The organism is Devosia albogilva, assembly GCF_042685625.1.
GTDB lineage: Bacteria > Pseudomonadota > Alphaproteobacteria > Rhizobiales > Devosiaceae > Devosia > Devosia albogilva.
The window spans coordinates 3,315,844-3,338,911 of sequence record NZ_JBHUNP010000001.1 but is presented as its reverse complement, the minus strand read 5'-3'; the positions used below and the strand labels follow the sequence as shown (position 1 = coordinate 3,338,911).

18 protein-coding genes are annotated in these 23,068 nt (G+C 65.0%); 3 read left to right on the top strand and 15 right to left on the bottom strand.

All coding sequences use genetic code 11. From position 1 onward, the window contains the following. From ACFSX5_RS16670 to ACFSX5_RS16635, 8 genes are all read right to left on the bottom strand, one after another. A complete protein-coding gene (locus ACFSX5_RS16670; RefSeq protein ID WP_386834956.1) occupies positions 1-1,179 on the bottom strand; it encodes an ABC transporter permease in 1,179 nt (392 codons plus the stop codon). Further along, positions 1,179-2,165 (bottom strand): ABC transporter permease, encoded by a 987-nt coding sequence (locus tag ACFSX5_RS16665; RefSeq protein ID WP_386834954.1) that lies wholly within the window; start codon positions 2,163-2,165, stop codon positions 1,179-1,181. The genes ACFSX5_RS16670 and ACFSX5_RS16665 overlap by 1 nt, the downstream gene beginning before the upstream one ends. Before the next feature lie 23 nt (positions 2,166-2,188). After that, entirely contained in the window at positions 2,189-4,297 is a 2,109-nt protein-coding gene (locus ACFSX5_RS16660) for a family 10 glycosylhydrolase (protein ID WP_386834953.1), read from the bottom strand. An 81-nt stretch (positions 4,298-4,378) separates the two neighbouring features. Then, positions 4,379-6,307 (bottom strand): ABC transporter substrate-binding protein, encoded by a 1,929-nt coding sequence (locus ACFSX5_RS16655; RefSeq protein ID WP_386834952.1) that lies wholly within the window; start codon positions 6,305-6,307, stop codon positions 4,379-4,381. A gap of 168 nt (positions 6,308-6,475) precedes the next feature. Beyond that, the gene (locus ACFSX5_RS16650) at positions 6,476-7,204 is read right to left on the bottom strand and encodes an ATP-binding cassette domain-containing protein (protein WP_386834951.1); all 729 of its coding nucleotides are present in this window, start codon (positions 7,202-7,204) and stop codon (positions 6,476-6,478) included. Continuing rightward, positions 7,201-8,145, bottom strand: coding sequence for an ABC transporter permease (locus tag ACFSX5_RS16645; protein WP_386835672.1), 945 nt, complete (start codon positions 8,143-8,145; stop codon positions 7,201-7,203). Before ACFSX5_RS16645 ends, ACFSX5_RS16650 begins: the two co-directional genes overlap by 4 nt. Before the next feature lie 249 nt (positions 8,146-8,394). Then, on the bottom strand, positions 8,395-9,351 hold the full coding sequence (locus ACFSX5_RS16640) for a sugar ABC transporter substrate-binding protein (protein ID WP_386834949.1): 957 nt from the start codon (positions 9,349-9,351) through the stop codon (positions 8,395-8,397). A gap of 168 nt (positions 9,352-9,519) precedes the next feature. Further along, on the bottom strand, positions 9,520-11,058 hold the full coding sequence (locus ACFSX5_RS16635; RefSeq protein ID WP_386834948.1) for an aldehyde dehydrogenase family protein: 1,539 nt from the start codon (positions 11,056-11,058) through the stop codon (positions 9,520-9,522). A 119-nt stretch (positions 11,059-11,177) separates the two neighbouring features. Between ACFSX5_RS16635 and ACFSX5_RS16630 the strand changes: the two genes are divergently transcribed. Continuing rightward, on the top strand, positions 11,178-11,861 hold the full coding sequence (locus ACFSX5_RS16630) for a GntR family transcriptional regulator (protein WP_386834947.1): 684 nt from the start codon (positions 11,178-11,180) through the stop codon (positions 11,859-11,861). Positions 11,862-11,884: 23 nt separating this feature from the next. On the opposite strand, the gene ACFSX5_RS16625 is transcribed toward ACFSX5_RS16630, so the two are convergent. From ACFSX5_RS16625 to ACFSX5_RS16595, 7 genes are all read right to left on the bottom strand, one after another. After that, complete coding sequence (locus ACFSX5_RS16625; RefSeq protein WP_386834946.1) at positions 11,885-12,955, bottom strand: Gfo/Idh/MocA family protein; 1,071 nt, start codon at positions 12,953-12,955, stop codon at positions 11,885-11,887. Further along, positions 12,952-13,806: a sugar phosphate isomerase/epimerase family protein gene (locus ACFSX5_RS16620; protein WP_386834945.1), complete on the bottom strand. Its 855-nt coding sequence runs from the start codon at positions 13,804-13,806 to the stop codon at positions 12,952-12,954. Before ACFSX5_RS16620 ends, ACFSX5_RS16625 begins: the two co-directional genes overlap by 4 nt. 3 nt (positions 13,807-13,809) lie before the next feature. Continuing rightward, a complete protein-coding gene (locus ACFSX5_RS16615; RefSeq protein WP_386834944.1) occupies positions 13,810-15,213 on the bottom strand; it encodes a CehA/McbA family metallohydrolase in 1,404 nt (467 codons plus the stop codon). 169 nt (positions 15,214-15,382) lie between these two features. Further along, positions 15,383-16,486 (bottom strand): ABC transporter ATP-binding protein, encoded by a 1,104-nt coding sequence (locus tag ACFSX5_RS16610; RefSeq protein ID WP_386834943.1) that lies wholly within the window; start codon positions 16,484-16,486, stop codon positions 15,383-15,385. 6 nt (positions 16,487-16,492) lie between these two features. Further along, the gene (locus ACFSX5_RS16605) at positions 16,493-17,323 is read right to left on the bottom strand and encodes a carbohydrate ABC transporter permease (protein ID WP_386835670.1); all 831 of its coding nucleotides are present in this window, start codon (positions 17,321-17,323) and stop codon (positions 16,493-16,495) included. A 5-nt stretch (positions 17,324-17,328) separates the two neighbouring features. Then, on the bottom strand, positions 17,329-18,267 hold the full coding sequence (locus ACFSX5_RS16600; protein WP_386834942.1) for a carbohydrate ABC transporter permease: 939 nt from the start codon (positions 18,265-18,267) through the stop codon (positions 17,329-17,331). A gap of 193 nt (positions 18,268-18,460) precedes the next feature. Then, the gene (locus tag ACFSX5_RS16595) at positions 18,461-19,810 is read right to left on the bottom strand and encodes an extracellular solute-binding protein (protein WP_386834940.1); all 1,350 of its coding nucleotides are present in this window, start codon (positions 19,808-19,810) and stop codon (positions 18,461-18,463) included. A gap of 271 nt (positions 19,811-20,081) precedes the next feature. On the opposite strand from ACFSX5_RS16595, the gene ACFSX5_RS16590 reads away from it, so the two are divergent. Both ACFSX5_RS16590 and ACFSX5_RS16585 read left to right on the top strand, forming a co-directional pair. Next, complete coding sequence (locus ACFSX5_RS16590; RefSeq protein WP_386834939.1) at positions 20,082-21,116, top strand: LacI family DNA-binding transcriptional regulator; 1,035 nt, start codon at positions 20,082-20,084, stop codon at positions 21,114-21,116. Positions 21,117-21,120: 4 nt separating this feature from the next. Next, positions 21,121-23,046: a DUF5054 domain-containing protein gene (locus ACFSX5_RS16585; protein ID WP_386834938.1), complete on the top strand. Its 1,926-nt coding sequence runs from the start codon at positions 21,121-21,123 to the stop codon at positions 23,044-23,046. The last annotated feature ends 22 nt before the right edge of the window (positions 23,047-23,068 follow it).

Below are 23,068 nucleotides of genomic sequence, written 5' to 3'. Positions count from 1 at the left end.
TCAGCTTTCATATGGGTCAGCGGCGTCACGCATGCCGTCGCCGAGGAAGTTGTAGGCAAGCACGGTCACCACCACGGTACCGGCCGGCCAGATGAGCTGCCAGGGCGCGTTGGCGATGGTGCGGACGTTCTGGGCCTCCTGCAGCAGCACACCCCAGGAGACGATCGGCGCCTTGAGGCCGATGCCGAGGAAGCTGAGCGCGGTCTCGGCCACGATCATGGTGGGCAGAGCCAGCGTCACCACCGCTAGGATGTGGCTGGTGAGGGACGGCAGAATGTGACGGAAGATCACCCGCCGCTCGGACGAGCCGTCGAGCTTGGCCGCGGTAACGAAGTCCTCTCCGCGCAGGGCAAAGAACCGGCCACGCACCTCGCGCGCCAAGCCGGTCCAGCCGAACAGCGACACGATCAGGGTAATGACGAAGTAGACCGTCAGCGGCGACCAGCTCAGCGGAATGGCGGCGGCGAGGCCGAGCCAGAGCGGGATGGTCGGCATGGAGGAGATCACCTCGATGACGCGCTGAGTCAGGGTATCGACGATCCCGCCATAGAAGCCGGAGATGGCGCCGAGCACCACGCCGAGAAGCAGGCTGATACAGACCCCGACCACGCCGATCGACATGGAAATGCGGGTGCCATAGATCAGCCGCGTCAACAGATCCCGCCCCAGCCGATCGGTGCCGAGCAGATACATGGTGTCGCTCGGGTTGAGAGGCCCGAGCAGGTGGAGATCGGCGTTGAACAGTCCCCACATCTTGTAGGGAGCGCCACGCACGAACAGGCCGACCGGCACGTGCTGCTCCGGGTCCGGCACATAGGTGCGGCGGAGCGAGGCAGGGTCCACTTCCATGGCATAGCCGGTGACGTGGAGCTGGAAGCGGCGCGAGCCATCCTCCTCAGTCACGAAGAAGCCGAGCTGCTGCGGCGGGGCATTGGTGAACTGCGGTCGCGAGGCATCGGGCACGGAGGGGGCCAGGAACTCGGCGAAAATGCCGATGAAGAAGAAGAACAGGATGACCCAGCCGGAGAACACCGCCACCTTGTTGCGCGAGAATTTCTGCCAGATGAGCTGCCACTGCCCAGCAGAGCCGGTATCGGTGGTGCGGCGGCCTTCCACCTTCAGCGGGGTGATGGCCGGCCCGGTCTCGGGCTGTTCGTCGATGAAGGCGTGGACTGTCATCACGTGAACCGGATTCGGGGATCGAGAAGGGCGAGCAGCAGGTCCGAGACCAGCATGCCGATCAGGGTCAGCACGCCCATGAGGAGAATGAAGCTGCCGGCGAGGTACATGTCCTGGCTGATCAGCGCCCGCAGCAGCAGCGGCCCGGCAGTCGGCAGGTTGAGCACGATCGCGGTGATGGTGACGCCGGAGACGAGTTCGGGCAGCACCCAGCCGATCGCGGACACGAAGGGGTTGAGGGCGATCCGCACGGGATACTTCAGCACGACCTTGTATTCGGGCAGACCCTTGGCCTTGGCGGTGATGACGTAGGGCTTGTGCAGCTCGTCGGTGAGATTGGCGCGCAACACACGGATCATCGCGGCAGTCCCTGAGGTACCGATGACGATGATCGGGATCCACAAGTGGTTGAGCAGGTCGAGGAACTTGCCCCAGCTCCACGGTGCGTCGATGTATTCGGGCGAGTAGAGGCCGCCGACGCTCTGGCCGAAGAAGCGGTAGCTCACATACATCAGCGTCAACGCCAGGATGAAGTTGGGCACCGCGAGGCCGATGAAGCCGACGAAGGTGAAGAAGTAGTCGCCCACCGAATGCCGGCGCACGGCCGAGTAGATGCCGATCGGCAGCGCCACGGCCCAGACGAACAGCAGCGAGGCGATCGAGATCGCAAGGGTCGAGCCCATGCGTTCCCAGATCAGGTCGGCCACCGGGCGGTTCCACTCGAAGGAGTAGCCGAAGTCGCCCCGGAACAGGATGCCGGTGATCCACTTGAAGTACTGGATCCAGATCGGATCGTTGAAGCCGTAGACCTCGCGCAGGCGCTCGACCTGGCGCGGATCGACGTTGGCACCCGAATCCTGCATCGAGGCAATCAGCGAGGTGATGTAGTCGCCCGGCGGCAGCTGGATGATCATGAAGGCGATCAGCGACAGCCCGAAGAGCGTCGGGATCATGTAGAATATCCGTTTGATCACGTAGTTCAGCATGCCGATGCCTCCCCTGCCCCCGCTCAGCTCCAGTGGAACTGGATGGCGTCCAGCGTTTCGAGTTGCGCGATGCTGACACGCACGCGGCCGTCGGCAAGGGCAAAGTCGAGGTCTTCCCCGGTGCTGAGCCGTTCCACGGCGCGCAGCTCTCGTCCGGCGGGGACCGCCAGCGACAGCGTGAGTGGGCCGACCGGATAGACCTCGCGGATCGGGCCTTTCATCATCATCGGGTTGGTGATGTTGTTGACCAGAACCACGGTGCTGCCCTCGCCCTCGCGGACCGAGAGGTCGACCACGGCCTGGCCTTCCACCTCGACGTCAGACCGCTTGCCGAGCGCCCAGCGAACGCTGTTGGCGATCAGGCGGGCGTGGTCGCCGGCAAAGACTTCCCAGAAAATCGCGCCGATGTTCCAGGGGATGTAGACGGTGCGACCGCCGCCCGGATGCTGGCGCGCGATCACCGCGGCACCGCGGGGCTCCTCCCGCGGATAGACTTCTTCCATCGGCAGGTCGGGGAAATCCGGCACGAACAGGAAGGGCTGCTCGCTCCCGTCCACCGCCTCGACGCCGATCAGATGGGTACCGCCCATGATGCGGGCGGCGCCGTCGAAACCCTGGTTGATCGGGTGATCGCCATTGAGGGCGACATAGGTGTTCTTCACCGGGCCACGAGCGGGGCGAGTAAGGCGGTAGCCCAGCAGGTCTGCCATCACCGGCGTGTCGCGGGGCTGGTTGTCCGGAGTGCGGTAGCCGGATTCATGCGCCACCACCAGCGAGCCGCCGCGGGCGACATAGGCGGCAAGGCCTTCCGCCTGTGCCTCGGACAGGCAGGTGGAATTGGCAAGGATCAGCACCTTGAACTGGTCCATGCGCTCCGGCGTCATCACCGCGTCCGACAGCATCTCGAACGGCAGCCGGGCCTCGACCAGGGCATGGTAGAAGCCCATGTCGTGCGCTTCGGCCACCCGGCGCGACGCATGGTCGTGGTGGCGCAGGGTGGTGGTGGGGTCGAGAATGGCGATCTCGGCCACGGGCTGGGTGGCGGCCAGCGCCGGCTCCAGCCGGGCATGGAGGTCGAAGCTCTCGGCCACAGGCTCGATCCAGCGCGCATCCGGCACGACGCCGTTGAACTTCGTGAACCAGGGCAACAGTCCCTGCGTGGTGCCGCTGTCCATCCAGGCGCGGATCTCGGGGCCGGTGGTCACCGCATCCTTCCAGCGGTAGGCCTCTTCGGGGCCGATTGAGGTGATCAGGATCGCCGGGCGGTCCTGGAAGGTGGCGCGCATGCGCTTGCCATTGCGGCCGCTCTTCCACACCGGTTCGGTGCCGTGCCGGCCCTGGTCGTCGACGCAGAGGAACGGGCAGTATTTCTCGATCATGTCGAGATCGAATTCCATCAGCGACACCGACCCCATATTGGGGATGAAGCTGGTGTGCGGCTTGATGGCCTTCATCACTTGGTCCCATTCGACCACCAGGCGGCTGAGCTTGGTGCGGCGCCAGGCGCCCCAGGCGAGCCAGGCCGGATCCTCGAGGCTGTTGGTCAGCGGCAGATCGTGGCCGGAGGCGGCCTTGAAGTCGGTGCGGCACGCATCGCAATAGCAGACGCCGTGCCCCTGCCAGCGATTGGCGAAGATCGCGTCGATGTCGTAATTCGTGGTGAGTTCGCGCAGCACCTCGGGCATGAACTTGAAGTTGTAGTCCGAATAGGCGCAGGTGACCCACACATCGGGATACGCCCAGTGGCGCATGCGGTTGCCGTCGCGGTCGACCATCACCCATTCGGGGTGCGCATCGGCGGCATCCGTGTGGATCGCGTGCGGGTCCACACGGGCCATGACGTGCATGTTGAGGCCGCGCGCGCCTTCAACCAGCGTTCCGAACGGATCGCTGTCGCCGATGAACTTGCTGACATAGTGCAGCGGCACCTTGCTCGGATAATAGGCCACATAGCCGCCGGCGCTGATGCAGGTGGCGTTGGACTGCGTGCGCTTGAAGATGTCGATCCACTGCTGCGGGTCGAACTTGACCGGATCATCCTCGGCCAGGGTGAGCTGGGTCCAGCGCGTGGCGGAGCGATACCAGTCCGGGGTGCGCAGGGGGGTGGAGGATGACGGGGCGGCGTCGAGCATCATGGACCTTCAAGGTACGAGTTCGGGGTGACGCCGGCCCGTAGGCCGACGTCTTTGGGAGGCTCAGGAAAAAGGAGGCGGTCAGGCCTTGAAGAACTGCTCCGGACGAGCCGGGCCGGGCGTGGGCCAGCCGAACGAGTTCGGCATGGTGTCCATCAAGTTGACCACGTCGTTCTTGACGATGCCGTAGCCGTCGGGCGGCCAGCTCACACCGAAGGTGAAGAACAGGTCCGCCGCATTCTGCAGGATCTGCGCCATGATCTCGTTCTGCTTGGCCGCGTCACCGGTGCCATTGAGCTCGCGATAGAGATCCTGCTGCGCCTTGACCGCTTCCGGCGGCTCGATCGCCGCTTCGTTCTCCGGCTGGGTATAGTAGAGCGACCAGCCCGGAGCGTAGAAGCAGTTGCTGTTGTACGGCACGTAGAAGCGGGCATCGAGCATGGCGGCGATGCCGGAGTTGGCGCCGAACTGGTGGGCGGTGGCGTCATACTCACGCCCGCGCCGCACCCGTTCCTCCCACAGCGAGCGGTCCATAGTGCGCATCTGCACGTCGAGCCCGACCTGCTGGAACATCGGGATTGCCAGCTCGAACATGTCGAGGAAGGTGGTGCGGGTCTGGTCGATCTCGAAGATGATCGACACCCTCCGGCCCTCGGCGTCGAGGCGATAACCCTCCCCATCGCGCTCCGGGATGATGGCGTCGAGCATCTCGTTGGCGCGCGCCGGATCGTACTCGGTGAAGGCCTTGGCGAGCTGCTCGTTATAGAGCGGGTCGCCCTCGACGATGGACGGCTGGGCCGGCGTACCCTGGCCGATGAACACCGCATCGATCAGCGCCTGCCGGTCCACCGCCAGGGACATGGCGTGGCGGAACTCCAGCGTGTTGAACAGCTCGCGCTTGGTCTCGTCCAGGTGGTTGAGGTTGAGCTGGAACGCCATCACGTTCGCAGCCGTCTCCTTGAGCGTATAGAAGTGGTAGTCGCCCGTTTCCTGGCCGTCGAACAGCGTGGGCCGGTTCGCCGGAGTGGCGATATACTGGTCCATGATGTCGATTTCGCCCTGCAGGGTCTTGAGCAGCAGCACTTCGGGATCGGCCACCATCTGGTAGACGACGCGGTCGAAATAGGGGAGCTGCGTGCCTTCCGTATCCACTTTGAAGTAGTACGGGTTCCGGATGGCGATCGACAGTTCGGTGTTCTGGCCCGGCGCCTCGGTGAAGTACCAGGCGTTGAGGGTCGGCCGGTTGGCGTTCTGGAAGAAGGTGTTGTCGTCCTGGAAGCCGATCTCGCGCTGGAACAGGGCGATCCAGCTCTCGAGCCCGGCCGCCTTGGCGAGCGCATCCGCCTCTGGATTGTAGCGGATGTGGAACTGCTCGAGGTAGTGCTTGGGGCAGCGGGTCAACTGGTCCTGCTGAGCCCAGGCGAGTTGCTGCAGGAAGAAGCCGTTCGGTCCGGCGAAACGAACCTTGAAGGTGGTCTCGTCGATGACTTCGAGTTCGCCCTTCTGGCCGTCCACGGTCCAGAAAGCCTGCTCGCCGAGATTGGTCTCCTCGTCGGTGAAGTAGGCGTCATACCAGAACTGGATGTCTTCCGTGGTGAAGGGGTGGCCGTCCGACCACTTGTGCCCCTCGCGCAGCTTGATGGTGTATTCGGTCGAATCCGGGCTGACCTCGTAGCTCTCGGCAACGTTCTCGACGAGCCCGGTCCATTCGGGATTGAAGCGCAGCAGCGGTTCGTAGCCCTGGTAGCGCACCAGCATGGAGAGCGAACCACCCCCCACAAGGGCGTGGTTCCAGTCGCCACCCTGCTGACCGGCGCGCTCGAGCGGCGTGATCACCAGCGGATTGACCGGCAGGCGCTCCGCAACGGGCGGCAATGCGCCGGAACTGACTTCGGCTTCCAGGAATGCCGACTCGGCAATACCCTGGGCGTGGGCAGAGCCGGACAGCATGACGGCACCCGACAAGGCTGCCGAACCGGCGATGAAAGCTCTGCGACTGATACGATGCATGTGATCCCTCCTCCAGCTAACGTCATTGCGATCTTTTAGCTAACAAGAGGCTAGTGCTGCTTCGTTTGTTAGGTAAAGCGTTATGTGTAGTTAGGCGCAAAATGATTGCGCCGGCGTCCACAGGGTGTGGATACCGGCGCTCAGCGAAGGCCTTCCGGGGCGCGAGTATCAGGTCAACACGACGTGCTGGGTCAGCTCTTCTATGGTGGTGTCGGCCTTGGACACATCGAGCACCTTGGTGCCGTGACTCATGATCACGAAGCGGTCGCACACCTGGTAGGCATGGTAGAGGTTGTGGGTCACGAGCACGCTCGAGACGCCCTCTTCCTTCAGCTTCAGCACCTGCCCCAGCAGAGCCTCGGTCTCGCGCACCGATAGCGCCGAAGTGGGTTCGTCGAGCAGCAGCACCCGCCGCTTGAAGAACACCGCGCGGGCGATGGCGACCGCCTGCTTCTGACCGCCCGAGAGGTCGCCCACCAGCTTATCGGGCGAGTCGATGCCCGAGATGTGCACGGCGCTTTCCAGCACCTGCATGGAAATCTCCCGCATCTGCTTGAGCTGGAGCATGCCGAGGCTGTTGGTGATCTCGCGCCCAAGGAAGATGTTGCGCGAGATCGACAGCGAATCCACCAAGGCGGTGTTCTGGTAGATGGTCTCGATACCCGCTTCGGCGGAATCGCGCCGGCAGGTGAAGTCCTGTCGCTTGCCGTCCACCGAGATGTGGCCGGACGTCGGCCGGTGGATGCCGGAGATCAGGTTCACCGTCGTCGATTTGCCAGCACCGTTGTCGCCGAGCAGCCCCACGACTTCGTTGTGCCCGATCTCGAAGGACAGATCGCTCAGTGCCTTCAGCGGCCCGAAGCTCTTGGTGATGTTGTGAAGCGCCAGCAGGCTCATGACGACACTCCCCGACGGTCGAGGCCGTGGTTGAAGATGGAGGCCACCACGATCAGCGTGGCGATGAACATGTCGAGGTAGAAGCCTGGTGCCCGCATCAGTAGCAGTACGTCGGTGATGGTGAAGATCAGCATCACCCCCAGGAACACGCCGAGGATCGAGCCGCGGCCACCGCGCAGCGACAGCCCGCCAATGACACAGGCAGCAATGGCCTGCAGTTCCAGCCCCGTCCCCTGCCCCGGCTGCACCGAGCCGACCCGGGTGGTCGCGAGAATGCCGGCAAAGGCGGCCATGGTGCCCGCAATGGCGAAGGCCACCAGCTTGATCCGCGCCGTGTTGACCCCGATGGCGGTAGCGGCTGAACGGTTGCCGCCGGTGGCGAAGACGTGGTTGCCGAAGCGGTGGCGATGCATCAGCAGGTGGAAGAACCCGCACAGGCCGACAAACCACAGGAAGGCGGCGTTGATCCCGAACACCGTGCCGCCGAAAAGGGCGCTGAACACCGGGTTCGGATCGAAGCGGACCTGGACCGCGCCGTTGATCAGCAACACCGCGCCGCGCCAGAACAGCAGGCCGCCCAGCGTGACGATGAAGCTCGGCAGGTTGAAGCGGAGGGTCAGCGCGCCGTTGAGCAGGCCGATGGCCGCGCCGATGACGAGGCCAACCGGCGCCGCGATGAAGGCATCGATACCGTTGCCGACCAGCATGGCCATCACCACCGCCGTCAACGTGTAGACGGAGCCGATGGACAGGTCGAACTCGCCGGCAATCATCAGGACGCCGGCGCCCAAGGCGAGGCATCCAAGCACCGGCACCGAGCGCATCATGATGCCCATGTTCTGGGGCGAGAGGTAGCGGAAGTCGTCCGGGAACAAGAGCCCGGCAATGATGCAGCCCAACTGCACGACGATGAACACCAGCAGGATCGCCCCGGCGGGCATGCTGAGCAGGTCGTGCAGCCGATCAGTTGAGGTGCGCCGCGGCACCGCGTGGGAATGGGTGATGTCGGTCACGTTCGTATCCAGTTCGACATTGTGGCTGCCGGCACCCCCACCCTTGATCCCTCCCCACAAGGGGGAGGGAGACGATGAACACCAGCGTCTCGGTTCCAGCGCCTCCCTCCCCTTGATGGGGAGGGAATGAGGGTGGGGTGGAGTCGCGAGAGCAGATCCCGAGACTCCACCTGACGGTCAGCGATACGTGCCGATCAGCGGCTTCACTGCGCCGATGCGGGCCTGGTCGAGGAAGGCGCCCTGCCCCGTGTCCACATCGGTCGGGGTGAGGCCGTAGCGGGCGGCCATGGCGATCTGGGCGATCGGGTAGTAGCCCTGCAGGTAGGGCTGCTGGTCCATGGTGGCGAACATGGCGCCGGATTCCACCGCATCGGCGATCTCGACCGCGAGGTCGAAGCCGGCAAAGGGCACGTCGACGCCCGCATCCCGGATGGCGCCGGCGCCGACCGTGGAGGTCACCGAACCGGTGCCGAACACCGCCTTGATGCCCGGGTTGGCGATCAGCGCCTGCGCCATGATGTTCTGCGCCTCCGCCGGATCGAGACCGGCGCGCACCGTTTCCACGGTGATACCGTGCTCGCTCATCGCCTTCTCGATGCCGCCGCCCCGCGCAACGGCGAAACTCGCCTCGGGGATTTCGCGTGGGTTGAACACCACGTCGCCTTCCTTGAGGTCGAAGGCCTCGATCATGCGCAGGCCCAACTCGTAACCGGAAGCGAACTCGTTCATGCCGACATAGGCCTGGCGGCAATTGCCGTCCTCACCTTCGAGGTCGTCATTGTTGAAGCCGATGACGATGATGCCGGCGTCCACGGCGGCGCAGATGCTGTCGTCGAACGCGTCCGAACTGGAGATCGCCACGGCGATGCCGTCGACCCCTGTCGCCACGGCGCTTTCGATCAGGTCGTTCTGCCGGACCGGATCGTTGTTGGCATACTGCACGTCGAGATCGACGTTGAAGGCGGCCGCGGCGTCCTGCGCGCCCCTCACCACCGGATTGAAGAACTGCACGCTCGGGTCGAGATAGATGATCATGGTGGCCGAGACCGGCTCCTGATCCTGCGCCATCACTGCCCCTGAGGCAAAGATGGCGCAGCCGGCCAGCAAGGCTGCGGTAGTCTTGGTCAAGCGCATGGTGTAATCCTCCCTCGGATCGTTGCGGGCCTCCTCAGGCCCCGCTCCGGGCGGTGCTTCCGACCAAAGAAGCGCACCGCCCAATCCCCTCCAGTGGTTCCAGCGCTCCACTTTCGTGGTCGCGTTGTCGAACCGGGAAAGTGGCCTCGACTTTCCCTGACAGCGCTCCTAGTGCTGGAACCATGGCTGTGGCCGCCCAAGGGTCATGTGCAGACCCTTGAACTGCGAATATTCGTCGAAGCCGTAGCGGCCGAGTTCGCGCCCGACGCCGCTTTTCTTGTAGCCACCGATCGGCATTTCCGGCGTGCCGTCGATCACCGAGTTGATCCAGAACCGCCCTGCCCGAATGCGGCGCGTCGCCTGGATGGCGGTTTCGAGATCGCGCGACCAGACGCTGGCCGAAAGCCCGTATGGCGTGGTGTTGGCAAGCGCCACCGCCTCCTCAGGCGTATCGAAGCCGATGGTCGACAGCACCGGCCCGAAGATCTCCTCCTGGGCGATGGTCATGTTGGGCGTGACGCGGTCGAAAACGGTGGGGGCAATGAAGTTGCCCTTGGAGGCGGCCACCCGGTCGCCGCCGAGCAGCAGTTCAGCGCCCTCCGAGACACCCTTGGCGATGTAGCTTGCAACCTTCTCGGCATGCTGGTCGGTGACCATGGCGCCGAACTTGCTGTCGCCGAGCGGATCGCCGAACGGCAGCCGCCGGGACAGCTCGAGCAGCCGCTCCAGCAGCGCCGGACGAATGGCGTTGTGGACGATCAGCCGGCTACCGGAAATGCAGCACTGGCCGGCATTATGGTAGACGCCATAGGCAATGCCGTCGGCCGCCGCTTCGAGGTCGGCATCGGCAAACACCACCTGCGGTCCCTTGCCGCCGAGCTCGAGGCCCACCCGCTTCACCGTCGGCGCGGCGAGTGCCGCCAGGTGCGTACCGACCCGCACCGAGCCGGTGAAGGCCAGCACGTCGACGCGCGGATCCTCCGCCAGCAATTGACCGGCGGCCGGGCCGGTGCCGGTCACGACGTTGAACACGCCGGGCGGCACACCGGCTTCAAGCGCTATATCGGCCAGCCGGATGGTGGTGCCGGAGGTGAATTCGCTGGGCTTGACCACCACGGTGCAGCCGGCGCCCAGCGCCCACGGCACGCGCTCGGACACGATGATGAACGGGAAGTTCCATGGCGTGATGATGCCGACCACGCCGGCCGGTTCGCGCAGAACGAGGCCGAGGCGGTTGTCGCCGATGGCGTTGTGCGAGTCACCCTCGAGGCCGCGCGCCATGCCGGCGGCATAGGTCCACAGGTCGGCGCAATAACCTATCTCGCCCGTTGCCTGGGTCAGCGGCTTGCCGGTCTCCAGACATTCGATCAGCCCAAGCTCTTCCTGGTGCTGGAGAATGCCGGCGGCAACGCGATGGAGGATCGTCGAACGCTCGGCGCCACTCATGCGCGCCCAGGGGCCCTCGTCGAAGGCACGACGGGCGACGCCGATGGCGCGACTGACGTCCTGGCTGGAAGCCGCCGGCCATTCACCGACCACCTTCCCCCGGTGGCCGGGGCTCTCGCGCGAGATGGTTTCGCCGGATTGCGCGTCGACCGACTTGCCGTCCACCAGCATCCGATAGCTGCGTTTACTCGCCAGCCGCGGGTCACTAAGGTTCGGGGCAAGGAAATTGTCCTGGAATCGCGGCTGGATGTTCATCGTCATGGCAGGCTCGGGCCCACCCTCCCGGTGTCTTCGGATGTCTTGAACACATCCTGTATGGAATTGTATGGTACCGTATGGCGCATTGGCAGAAGCTGTCAATGCAGGGGACGAGTTGTAGGATGACTGTGGATATTCAGGTCGCCGAGAGCGGCGAAAGTGCTGCGGCGGCCATCGAAAAGGACCTCCGCCGCTCCATCGTCGAACTGGAGTTGCTGCCCGGCACACGTCTGTCGGAGCAGGAGATCGCCACGCGGCTCGGCGTCTCGCGCCAGCCGGTACGCGAGGCCATGATCCGTCTCGCCAACTCGCGCCTGATCGAGATCAGGCCGCATCGCGGCACCGTGGTCGCCCGCATCTCGGCCCGCGAGATGACCGAGGCGCTGTTCGTTCGCCAGTCGGTGGAACTGTCAGTGGTGGCGCGCGCGGCGCAGAACTTCGATCCGTGGCAGCGCAAGCGCATCGACACGCTGATGGCCGAACAGGAGAACGACGCCGCCCGGCTCGACCATGCCGGCTTCCGCGAGCACGACGAGGCGTTCCACATCGCCATCGCCAAGGGCGCCGGTGTGGGCATCGCCTGGATCGCCATTGCAGACATGAAGTCGCACATGGACCGGGTCTGCAATCTCACCCTGCGCGACGAGGCCGACATGCTGCGCCGCGTCCGCGAACATCGTGCCATCATGGCCGCCATCGACGCCCACGATGTCGAGGGCGCTCAGAAAGCGATGGGAGAGCATTTAGGGAGCATTCTGGATGACCTCCCCGAGCTCGAAAGCAAGCACGGGGCACTGTTCATCTAGCGTCAGTCGCCGTTCATGCTGGTTCAGGCTCGGAAGTGACGCGCCACGTCCTGGAACAGCAGCAGGTCCTGCAGCGAATCCTCCAGCGTCGTCTTGTTCGGGGCGCCCGTGGTGACGGAATCGTGGAAGGCGCTGAGCTCGATCCGGAACGGATCCTCGTAGACCGGGCCGATGATCTCGGTGCCGGTATCGCTGGCCGTCGAGCTGGTGATTTCGAGGCGTGTGGGCAGGTTACGAATATACGGCGTGTCGTAGTTCATCCGGAAGTGCTGCGTCTGGGTCAGCACTTCGATGCCCGCATCGAACCGGGAGACGTCGTCGATGACGGCCTCGTAAAGGGCGGTGAAGTGACCATAGTCGAATAGCGCCACCACGGTCTCGCCGGCATGCTGAACGGCATATGAACAACTTCTGGGGCTCCCCAGCAGGTCCCGCATGGCCGAGAAGCTGTGGGATGAAAGCCCGGTGAGCACCTGATAAGCGCGCAGGGCCTCGGGCGGGCAATCCTCGCCCATCACCGAACGCAGCATGGCCTGGGTCCGGCTGCGGCCGTCGGCGATCCGTTCGGCCGGCACATCGGTGGGCTTGAACACGTTACGCGTCTGCGCGACGAAGAACGGCGCTTCGCGGATGATGTCGCGGATGCGCACATGACGAATGTCGCTCAGTGGCGGCAGCCTGCGCTTCAGCTCGAGGAACGGCCGTGAGAACCGGCGCATATAGCCGACGAACACCACCTGCCCCGGCCGTCGCTCGATGGCAAGGATCGGGCGCAACTGGTCGGCAGTGAGGCACGCCGGCTTCTCGATAAAGCCGTGCTTGCCGGACCTTATTGCCTTTTCCAGCAGTTCTGCATGAAGATGGTCCGGCGTCAGGATGAACACCGCATCCAGCGCCGGATCGGCGATCAGCGCATCGGCATCGGCATGACGCTTGGGCACACCGTAACGGGTGGCGACATAGTCGACCAGGCTCGGGGATACGTCGGTCACCGCGGCGATGGCAAAACGGCTGTCGTCTGCCAGCAGCGGCAGGTGCATGAGTTGGGCGACCTCGCCGAGGCCGATCAGGCCGACCTTGATGGGATTGGTCACGAGGCGATTTCCTTCACATAGGCGAGGTTGCGGGCGGCGAGTTGGAGCGGGGTCTCGCGCGCATCGGCAGCGACGTCCTGCTCCACCACTACCGGACCATCGAAGCCGCGATCGGCGAGGAGTCGCATCACCGCCTTGATGTCGACGGCACCATCCGGAAGGGGGCACATCACCCCTGCCCCGTAGGAATCGGCGATCGTGAGTTCCCCGCGCAGCACCCGGGCGCGCACTGCCGGATCGACGTTCTTGAGGTGCATATAGGCGATGCGCGGCATCACCCTGTCCATGTAGGCGAGCACGTCCTGGTCCCAGAAGGCGTGATGGCCGGTGTCGAAGCAAAGGTCGATCTGGGTGTCGGCCAACAGCCGGTCGATCTGCGTTTCGCGCTCGACGGCCGTTCCGATATGCGGGTGAAAGCTGAGCTTCAGCCCGTATTCGTCCTGCACCAGGTGCAACGCGTCGCGGATCATGTCGGTGAGACCCTGCCAGCCGGCCTCGTCCAGCACGCCCTCCTGTCCCGCTGGGTACCAGTTGCTCTCGTCCATGATGACGAGGTGGCGGGCACCGAGATCGCGCAGCAGCGCCGACAGGTCCCGCAGCGTCGCCAGGAATCGCGGCTTGCTTCCGGTGTCGCCGAAGGTGTGGACATGCGTAGCGCCGATCAGCGTCAGCTTGCGCCGGGCGAGTTCATCGCGCAGCAGCCCCGCGTCCTTGGGCAGGAAGCCGAAGGGGCCTAGTTCGGTCCCCTCATAGCCGGCCGCCGCCACCTCATCGAGATATTGCTGCCAGGTGTAGCGGTTGCCGGTCGGATAGTTGATGCCCCAGGAACAGGGGGCGTTGCCGATGAGCATGGGTCAGGACTCGCGGTAGATCGGATTGCTGAGGGCGCGGCGGATGGGCTGCTCGGCGAGATCGGCGCCCTTGAGCTGCCAGGGCATTTCCCGCCCATCGAGCGTGGCGGTGAACTCGGCCACCAGCCGCTCACGGCTGCGCAGGGATATGATCTCGGCGCGCACGAACAACCGCGGATCACCGACCGGGATGGTCGCCCGCCAGTCGTCCGAAGCGATCTCGACCTCGGCAACAACACCATCGGCGTCGATCAGCACGAGCCGGTCGCCAGCAGCCCCGCGGACGGTCACGTCCACCGCGCCGAGTTCGCGCGCCGTCCCGCCCATCACCGCGTCACCATTGCGGATTTCGAGATGCGGCCCACTCGGGCTTTCGGTGATGTAGCCATGGCCCGACTTCATCGCCGCCAGGATGGCGTCCTCGCTGAGTTCGGGCAGCCACAACACCGTGGTCGGCCGCGCCAGCACCAGCGGCCCTTCCGGCAGCAGCCGGTCCGGCTGGTGAAAGTCGGAGCCGCCGATGGCCGACAGCCGCATCCCGCTCGCCAGTCGCCGCTGGTACCGCTCGAGCGACACCCAGTTCCACGCCATCCAGGTCGATTGCCACACCTCCTGGCAGTCGGCGGCGGGGAAGTCGTAGTCCCAGGGAATGGTCGGCTTGTCGTGGTTGATCGACAGGAGCCCGCCCTTCTCATGCACCAGCCGCTCCAGCACATGCGCATCCGAAGGCTGCGTCATGCGGAAGTCGATCCACTCGTCGACGCCGTAGACATTGGCGTGCCCCACCGCCGTCGTCACCTCCATCGCCCGCACGAACACCAGTTCCGGCGAGGACTGCGGGTGGAAATAGCCGCGCTGGGTGATGGTGTTGTGGTCGGCGACCGCGAGAAAATCGAGCCCCGCCTGCCGCGCCGCCTGGTGCAGCAGTTCCGGCGCACCCCGCGCGTCGGAGTGGAAGGTGTGGCAGTGGAGGTCACCGCGATACCACCCGGCCCCCTGCCGCACCGGAAAGGTCCGCGCCGGCTGCGGCTCCAGCCGCCGCGGTGCATTGTCGAGCGCCACCGTGACGGTCACATCCGCCCCCGCCTCCCGCACCTTGTAGAGCCCGAGGATGACGTTCCACGTCCCCGGCTGGATCTCGCCATGCACATAGCCGGGCGTGGCATCGTCAGTGGCGATGAAGAAGCAGTCGCGCGCCCCCCCGCTCCAGCCGCGGAATCCCTCGGCCGTCGGATAGCCGGTGTCGCGCGGGTCAAAGGCCCCGAGGTCGATGATGCAGTCCTCGGCCTTGGGATAGGCGAGCGTCACATCGATGCGGGTGGTGCCGGCGGGCACATCGAAGGGAATGTAGAAATACGGATTCCGGGCTTGGTCGTCGCGGGTGACGTGGTGGGTGATGGTGGTCATGTCGTGCCGAGGGCTTCAATGCGGTGAGAAGGCGTACCCCCACCCAGCCTCCCCCTGGGAGGGGGAGGAGCGGACCGGTGGTAGGTAGACATTGCGGCACACTCGATAGGTCCCTCCCCCTTCAGGGGGAGGTTAGGTGGGGGTGTCACCGCAGTCGCACCGGCGCCCATCATTCCCCCACCGCCGGAATACGCTTGCCTGCCCCGTCGAACAGATGCAGGTGCTCGGCCGCGAAGGCTAGCGTCACCGTCTCGCCGAGATCGAGGTGATCATCGGTGAAGATGCGGGCCGTCAGCCGCGTCGCATCCGCCCGCTCGATGGTCACGAGGCTCTCCGGCCCCATGTTTTCATTGGCGAACAGCGTGCCGGTGATGGTGTTGGCCGCGCCGGGTTCGGCGATGGAGAGGTGTTCGGGCCGGATGCCGAGCGTGAGCTTCTCGCCCGCCGCCAACGCCGCTCCGATGGTGTCGCTCATCGGCAGTCCGCCGAGCGTCAGACCACCGGCCACTAGCCGCAACTGCCCGTCGCCCTGGGTTCCCGTCACCTCCACCAGGTTCATCGGCGGATTGCCGACGAAGTTGGCAACGAAAGTGGTGGCTGGCCGGCGATAGATCTCGATCGGCGAGGCGTATTGCACGATGCGCCCCTGGTCCATCACGGCGATGCGGGTGGCGAGCGCCATCGCCTCGGCCTGGTCGTGGGTCACATAGACCGCCGTCATGCCCATGTCGCGCTGCAGGTGGTTGAGAAAGCCCCGCGCCTCGAGCCGCAGCTTGGCGTCGAGGTTGGAGAGCGGTTCGTCGAACAGATACACCTTGGACGGATAGACCAGCGCCCGCGCCAGCGAGGTGCGCTGCTGCTGCCCGCCGGAAATCTGGCTCGGCAGCCGGTCCATCAGGTGCCCGATCTTGAGCACGTCCGCCACTTCCTTGGCCCGCGCGTGGCGCCTGGCGACCGCCTCCCCGCGCACCTTCAGCGGATAGGCTATGTTGTCGGCCAGGTTCATGTGCGGATAGAGCGCATAATCCTGGAACACCATCGAGATCTGCCGGTCCTTTGGGTGCAGATGCGTCACGTCCTCGCCGCCGATCTGAATCTGCCCGGAGGTGGGCGTTTCGAGCCCGGCGATCATGCGGAGGCTGGTGGTCTTGCCGCAGCCCGAAGGACCGAGCAGGCAGACGAACTCGCCGTCCCCGATGGAGAAGCTGACGTCGGACACGGCGGTGAAATTGCCGAAGGACTTGGTGACGTTGCGGAAGTCGACAGATGCCATTGGAACTCAGGCCTTGATGCCGCCAAAGAACCGGAAGCCGAACTTCCAGCTGACGAAGAGATAAAGGACGATCACGGGGAGTGAGTAGATCAGCGAATAGGCCGCCAGCAGTGTGACGATGGGCGTGCCCGCCTCGGAATAGAACGAGTAGATGGCCACCGATGCCGGCATCTGGTCGTCGCTGCGCAGGAGGATGAAGGGGATCAGGAACGAGCCCCAGATGTTGACGAACCCCCAAACCACCACGACCACGATGCCGGGCCGGATCACCGGCAGCGCCACGTCGAAGAAGGCCTGCACCGGCGAGGCGCCGGCGACCATGGCGCTTTCTTCATAGGATTTCGGGATGGAGTCGATGAAGTCGCGGAGGATGAACATGGCCGTGGGCAGCAACCCGCCGGCAAAGGTCAGGATCACCGCCAGGTGGGTGTCGATGAGTCCCGCCGCCGAGACGATCAGGAAGATCGGCACCATGGCGGCCGAACCGGACACCACCGACGAAAACAGCAGCAGCACATAGGTCACCGCCCCCTTGCCCGGGATCGAGGATCGGCTGAGGGCATAGGCGGCGAGCGTCGCCGCCGCACCGACCAGGATGACGCCGCCGACCGACTGGATCAGGCTGTTCCACAGCGCCCGCACGGCAAAGTTGTTGCCGAAGACGGTCACGAAATTGCTCAGCGTCCACGGCTCGGGAATGGCAAGGCCAAGCTCGGCTCGCGCATTGAAGGGCGCGAACAGGAACCACAGCAGCGGCAGCGCGAAGGCAGCGCCGATCAGCGCCGCGAGGGCGGAGAAGGCGATACGGCCAACGAAGGCGGGAATGGTGAGTTTCATGCCGGTCACGCCCGCTTCTTGCGGCCAAGCCACAGATAGACCAGGGCAAAGGCCAGGTTGATCAGCATCATGATCACGCCAACCGCCGCACCCTTGCCGAACTGGAAGTCATGGAAGGCCACGCGGTAGTTGTAGATGGACACCAACTCCGTCCGATAACTCGGCCCGCCATTGGTCAGGAGGAACGGCGTGAAGGTATTGAACGTCCACATGGTGATCAGGATCAGGTCGGTGACGATGTGGCCGCGGATCAGCGGCAGGCCGATGTCGCGGAATTTCTGCCACGATGAGGCACCGGCCACGTCCGCCGCCTGGAAGTAGCTCGGCGGGATCGACGAAAAGGCCGAGTTGAACAGCATCATCGAGAAGGCAGCGCCGCGCCAGGTGTTGAACACCACGATCACCCAGAAGGGTTGCTCGAGCAGGAAGTCACCGCGCGGCAGGCCCACGCTGGTGAGCAGCATGTTGAGCGTGCCCTGGTCGCGATCGAGGAAGGCGAACCAGGCAAAGCCGATCACCACCTCGGGCAGGATCCAGGCGGCGATGACGAAGGTCTCGGTGATGCGCTTGACCGCCGGCGGCACTGTCTGGATCAGCCAGGCCAGCAGCAGGCCGAGCAGCGCCTGTCCGATCAGCGCCGACGCGATGACGAATTGCGTGGTGAGGATCAGCGAGAAGCCGAATTGGCCGCGCTGGAAGAAGGTCGCCGGATCGAACAGCGTCAGGTAGTTCGCGAGCCCGACGAATTCGGGGTTCAGCGCCGTGCGCCCGAGCAGCGTCCGGTTGGTGAACGAGACGAAGATGATCCAGAAGAAGGGCACGATCACGAAGACCGAGACCAGGATGCCCGCCGGCGTCATGAAGGCGGCGCCCGCCGGTGTCGACAGCAGGGCGAAATTGCGGACCTTGCGCTTGGGCTGGTCGGGATGCGGTTCGGTGGTCATTGCGTGATCTCGCGCCGGCCTGGTTGCGGCGCTTCAGTAGACCTCATCCTGAGCTTGTCGAAGGACGAGGTCGTGCGCGCCGGTTCAGTGGCCGCGACCCCCTGGTTCGACAGGCTCACCATGAGGTCTATGAAAATTAGTGGCTCCGCTTCCGTAGCCCGGCACGCCGAGGCGCGCCGGGCCAGGGAGGAGACTAGAGCAGGCTGACGGTGTTCTCTTCTCCGACGATGGAGATGACGGCCTGGCCGTACTGGGCCATCGCTTCCTCGGGCGAGAGTTCGCCGGACACCACCGCTTCCGTCATGCGCTGGATTTCCGCCGAGACCGAGTTGTAGTCCGGATCGTTCGGGCGGGCCGTGGTGAGCGGCAGCAGCGTCTGGCTCGTTTCGGTCAGGAACGGGCTGTTCGGGATCTCGATGTCCGTCCGGGCGGTGATGCGTGGCTGGATCGCCTGGAAGGCGTTCTGCATCTCGGGCTCGTTCATGAACGACAGCAGCGCCCAGGCTTCCTTCGGCGTATCGGTTGCCGGATTCAGCACGAAGCCGGTACCGCCCGAAATGGTGACGAAGTCCTGGCCGCGGATGCCGGCGCCCGGCTCCTTGGCGGGGATCTTGGCCCAGCCCATCACCTCGTCACGGTTCTCCACCGCGAATTCCGAGCCTTCCGGCGTAACCGAGCGGTAGAAATAGTCGCCCTCGAGCAGGATGGCGGTCACCCCGTCGCGGAAGTTGGCGAAGGAGCGGTTGCGGCCGTCGGCCAGGAGCTGCGCGCGCTGGTCGCCCAGCTCTTCGTCGACATAGATGGTCTTGTAGAGGTTGAGGGTATCGAGAATGCCCTGGCTGGCAATGATGTACTTGCCGTCCTCGTCGACGACGCTCTCGCCGGTGCCGAGCAGCGCCAGCCAGTAGCCCTGCATGGTGGTGGCTTCGCCCATGGCGACACCGGCATTGAGCTGGATCGGGAAGCTGTCGGGCTTGGCTTCCTTGATCGCGCGGGCAGCGTCGAGAATCTCTTCCCAGGACGTCGGCTGCCAGTTCTCGCCGTCGAGCCCAGCCTCCTCGAAAATGTCCTTGCGGATGTAGATCATGCGCACGTCGGTGCCGAGCGGAATGCCGTAATACTTGCCCTCATACTCCATCAGGGCGCGCGAGCCTTCCGACAGGGCATCCCAGCCGGACCACTCGTTGACCTCAGCGCCAGCCACTTCCTCGAGCGGCTTCAACAGCCCACCCTCGACGAAGCTGGGGATCAAGAAGCCGTCGAACGCGGTGACGTCCGGTCCGGCGCCGGTGGAGAAGTCGAGCGCCAACTGCTGGGTGAGCTGAGCGTCTTCGCCGCCGAACTGGTTGAGGGTGACATTGATGTCGGGATTGGCGGCTTCGAAGGCCGGGATCACCGAATTCTCGATCCACTCGGCCGTGCCGCTGTTGACGCCGCCGATCACGCAGCGGCAGGTGATTTCCAGGTCAACGGCGAAAGCCTGACCGGCCAGCGCAGTGGCACCGGCGAGCCCGAGCGCCAGAGCGCGCAGACGATTGCTCATTGCAAAACCTCCCATGTGGTGGCTCCGGTTCCCGGTAGCCGCTTGGACCGCTGCAGGCTGAAACCTGCAGCAGACCCACTCAGAATGAACACGTTTTCAAGTTTGTCAATCTGCCGCCCGAGGAGAATCCTCGCGACCTGACACTGGCTCGCTAGCAATTCAGTACGAACATTGCGTGACACTGGCGCTTCCCCTTCTCGTTGCCCTTGACAGAGGCAGTGCGAACGCCGCAGGAAAATGAACACGCTTTCAATGCGAAAGGGGTGAGGGCTTGACCGGCACGCGTCAACGGGCAACCGCCGAAATGGTCGCGCGCCGGGCCAATGTGTCCCGCGTGGCGGTGTCGCGCGCCTTCAACCCGCACACCTCGCTCAAGCCCGAAAAGCGCGCGCTGATCCTCAAGATCGCCGAGGAACTGAACTACACGCCCGACCGGGCGGCACGGGCGCTGGTCAGTGGCCGCTCGCATCTGGTCGGCGTCATCGTGCCGGATGTGTGCAGCCACTGGGAAAGCCAGGAGATCGACGCGCTGACCACGGCCCTGCAGAACGAGGGTTTTGCAACGCTCCTGTTCAAGACGCGGACCGACTACAGCATGGACGAGCGGCTGCTCGCCTATATGCGTGGCTTCAACCCCGACTCGGTGATCGCCTTCGTCGAGAACGTCAAGCCGACCACTCTGGCGCGGGTCCTCGGGCGCGCCGTGCCGATCTATGTGCACTATCCCCACCCCGGCTCGCATGGCGGGCCGGTCGATAGCGGCGGTCCGCTCTACGACCGGCTCAACGTGCTGCAGCATGACGGCATCGAGCAGGCCGTGGCGCTGCTGCAGGGATATGGCGCGCAGCGCATCGCCTATGTGTCGGGCGTCGCCCGCTCGCGCGCCAACGAGTCTCGCGAGGCGATGCTGCGCTCGGTAATGGCCGAGCGGGGGCTGCCGCCGCCGATCGTTGCCCCGGGCGATTTCAGCTATGACGCCGCCTTCAACGCCACCATCGACCTGTTCCGCATCGGCAAGGGCGCCGACGCCATCTTCGCCGCCAACGACGTCGGCGCCTTCGGCGTCATGGATGCGCTGCGGCACGAACTCGGCCTGCGCGTGCCCGAGGACGTCAAGGTGGTCGGCTTCGACGACATCGCCCAGTCGCACTGGAAAAGCTACAATCTCACCACGGTGAAGTTCGACCTCGACGAACGCGTGCGCGCCCTGGTGCGCCTGATCCTGCGCCGGCTGGCCGAGCCCTCCGCCCCTCCCCTCGAAGAAACCCTGCAGACGCGGCTCGTGGTGCGCGGCACGGTTGGCTGATTTCATGACCTCCAAGCATATCCACCTGATCTTCAAGACCCATCTCGACATCGGCTTCACCGATCATGCCGCCAGGGTCCGCCGGCAGTACCACGAGCAGTTCATCCCCCAGGCGATCCGCACCGGGGAGCACTTCTTCAACGAGAACCCGGAGCGGCCCGCCTTCATCTGGACCACCGGTGCCTGGCTGATCTGGGATCACCTCAACTCGCAGGAGCCCGAGCAGGTGCGGCGGCTGGAGCGCGCCATCGAGCGGGGCCTGATCACCTGGCACGCCCTGCCCTTCACCACCCATACCGAACTGATGTCCCCTGCCCTCTTCCGCGCCGCCCTCAGCTTCGGGCAGGAACTGGACCAGCGCTTCGGCCGCAAGACCATCGCCGCCAAGATGACCGACGTGCCCGGCCACACTCTCGGCATGGTGCCGCTCATGGCCGAGGCCGGCATTCGCTTCCTCCACCTCGGCGTCAACACTGCCAGCCCCGTGCCGGCCGTGCCGCCGATCTTCCGCTGGCGCGCGACCGATGGCAGCGAGCTGGTGGTGATGTACCAGAATTCCTATGGCGGCACCGACTTCCCCGCCGGCGGCGACATCGGCATCAGCTTCGCCCACACGGCCGACAATATCGGCCCACAAAGCGTCGCCCAGACCGTGGAGGTCCTGCGCCACCTCCATCATGCCAATCCCGAGGCCGAGATCACCGCCTCTACCCTGGACGCCTTCGGCGCCTTGATGTGGGAGCGTCGCGACACCTTTCCGGTGGTGACCGAAGAGATCGGCGACAGTTGGATCCATGGCGCCGCCAGCGACCCGATCAAGCTCGCCCAGTTCCGGGCGCTGCAGCGGCTCTATGACGGCTTCGCCGAAAACCTGACCCCGGAGCGGCGCGCCTTCGGCCGCGGGCTGACCATGGTCGCCGAGCACACCTGGGGCGTCGACATCAAGACCTATCTCCGGGACACCACCGCCTGGGACCGGACGGATTTCGAGCAGGCACGGGCTTCGGACTACCGCTTCGCCTACACGGAACAGTCCTGGCAGGAGCAGCGTGACTATTTGACAGCCGCTTTGTCGCATCTTGCTGCCGATGACGCCGCTACGGGTAACGGAAAGCTGTCCGAATTGCTGCCGCCAGTTGCTGTCGAGCCGGTTACCGGCACCACCATCGAGCATGGCGGCTGGCGTGCCGAACTCTCTGCCGAGACCGGCGACATCCTCTCCCTGACCTCCCCCGCCGGCTGGCAAATCCACGGGGCAAACGGGTCACTCGCCGGTTACCGGCACGAAAGCTACGACCACAAATCCTTGCAGGAGCATCTAGATTCCTACCTGCAGCACCGCGAGGAATGGGCCATCCTCGACCACGACAAGCCGGGCCTCGACCGGGCCCGCACCGCCCGTACCGACCGGTTCACCCCCCAACACCTCGGCGTCGCCGGCAACACCGCCATCGCCCGCCTCCCCGACCCCGCCACCACCCTCCTCGGCGCCCCGGAAACCCTGGAGATCCGCCTCCGCGGCCTCGATTCCAGCACCGCCGACTTAACCCTGATCCTGCGGGACAAGCCCGCTAACCGTACGCCGGAGGCGGGTTTTTTCCACTTCACTCCGGCCGGTGCAACAGACTGGCGTCTGCAAAAGCTCGGGCTCTGGAACGACGCCGGCAACATCGTCGAGCAGGCCGGCGGGCAGTTGCAGGCCGTGGAAGCGGTGCGCACCAGTGCCGCCGCACACTCGATTGCCGTCGTCCCACTTGATGCCGCTCTGGTCGCGCCGGCCGCCTCGCCCTTCCTGCCTTATCAGCGGCAACGGCCGGTCTTCGACGGCGTACGGTTCAACCTCTACAACAACAAGTGGGGCACCAACTTCCCAATGTGGTGGGAGGGTACGGTCCAGTTCCGTTTCACATTGACGATGAGTCCGGCCTAGACGTTCGCCGGGAATCTTACAG

Bases quoted from the DNA above. Each gene is read 5' to 3' on its own strand.
- ACFSX5_RS16620 (WP_386834945.1), bottom strand. From the start codon at position 13,806: ATGCTCATCGGCAACGCCCCCTGTTCCTGGGGCATCAACTATCCGACC.
- ACFSX5_RS16660 (WP_386834953.1), bottom strand. From the start codon at position 4,297: ATGCTCGACGCCGCCCCGTCATCCTCCACCCCCCTGCGCACCCCGGAC.
- ACFSX5_RS16635 (WP_386834948.1), bottom strand. From the start codon at position 11,058: ATGACGATGAACATCCAGCCGCGATTCCAGGACAATTTCCTTGCCCCG.
- ACFSX5_RS16650 (WP_386834951.1), bottom strand. From the start codon at position 7,204: ATGAGCCTGCTGGCGCTTCACAACATCACCAAGAGCTTCGGGCCGCTG.
- ACFSX5_RS16645 (WP_386835672.1), bottom strand. From the start codon at position 8,145: ATGCCCGCCGGGGCGATCCTGCTGGTGTTCATCGTCGTGCAGTTGGGC.
- ACFSX5_RS16605 (WP_386835670.1), bottom strand. From the start codon at position 17,323: ATGAAACTCACCATTCCCGCCTTCGTTGGCCGTATCGCCTTCTCCGCC.
- ACFSX5_RS16595 (WP_386834940.1), bottom strand. From the start codon at position 19,810: ATGAGCAATCGTCTGCGCGCTCTGGCGCTCGGGCTCGCCGGTGCCACT.
- ACFSX5_RS16640 (WP_386834949.1), bottom strand. From the start codon at position 9,351: ATGCGCTTGACCAAGACTACCGCAGCCTTGCTGGCCGGCTGCGCCATC.
- ACFSX5_RS16670 (WP_386834956.1), bottom strand. From the start codon at position 1,179: ATGACAGTCCACGCCTTCATCGACGAACAGCCCGAGACCGGGCCGGCC.
- ACFSX5_RS16615 (WP_386834944.1), bottom strand. From the start codon at position 15,213: ATGACCACCATCACCCACCACGTCACCCGCGACGACCAAGCCCGGAAT.
- ACFSX5_RS16665 (WP_386834954.1), bottom strand. From the start codon at position 2,165: ATGCTGAACTACGTGATCAAACGGATATTCTACATGATCCCGACGCTC.
- ACFSX5_RS16630 (WP_386834947.1), top strand. From the start codon at position 11,178: ATGACTGTGGATATTCAGGTCGCCGAGAGCGGCGAAAGTGCTGCGGCG.
- ACFSX5_RS16585 (WP_386834938.1), top strand. From the start codon at position 21,121: ATGACCTCCAAGCATATCCACCTGATCTTCAAGACCCATCTCGACATC.
- ACFSX5_RS16600 (WP_386834942.1), bottom strand. From the start codon at position 18,267: ATGACCACCGAACCGCATCCCGACCAGCCCAAGCGCAAGGTCCGCAAT.
- ACFSX5_RS16610 (WP_386834943.1), bottom strand. From the start codon at position 16,486: ATGGCATCTGTCGACTTCCGCAACGTCACCAAGTCCTTCGGCAATTTC.
- ACFSX5_RS16655 (WP_386834952.1), bottom strand. From the start codon at position 6,307: ATGCATCGTATCAGTCGCAGAGCTTTCATCGCCGGTTCGGCAGCCTTG.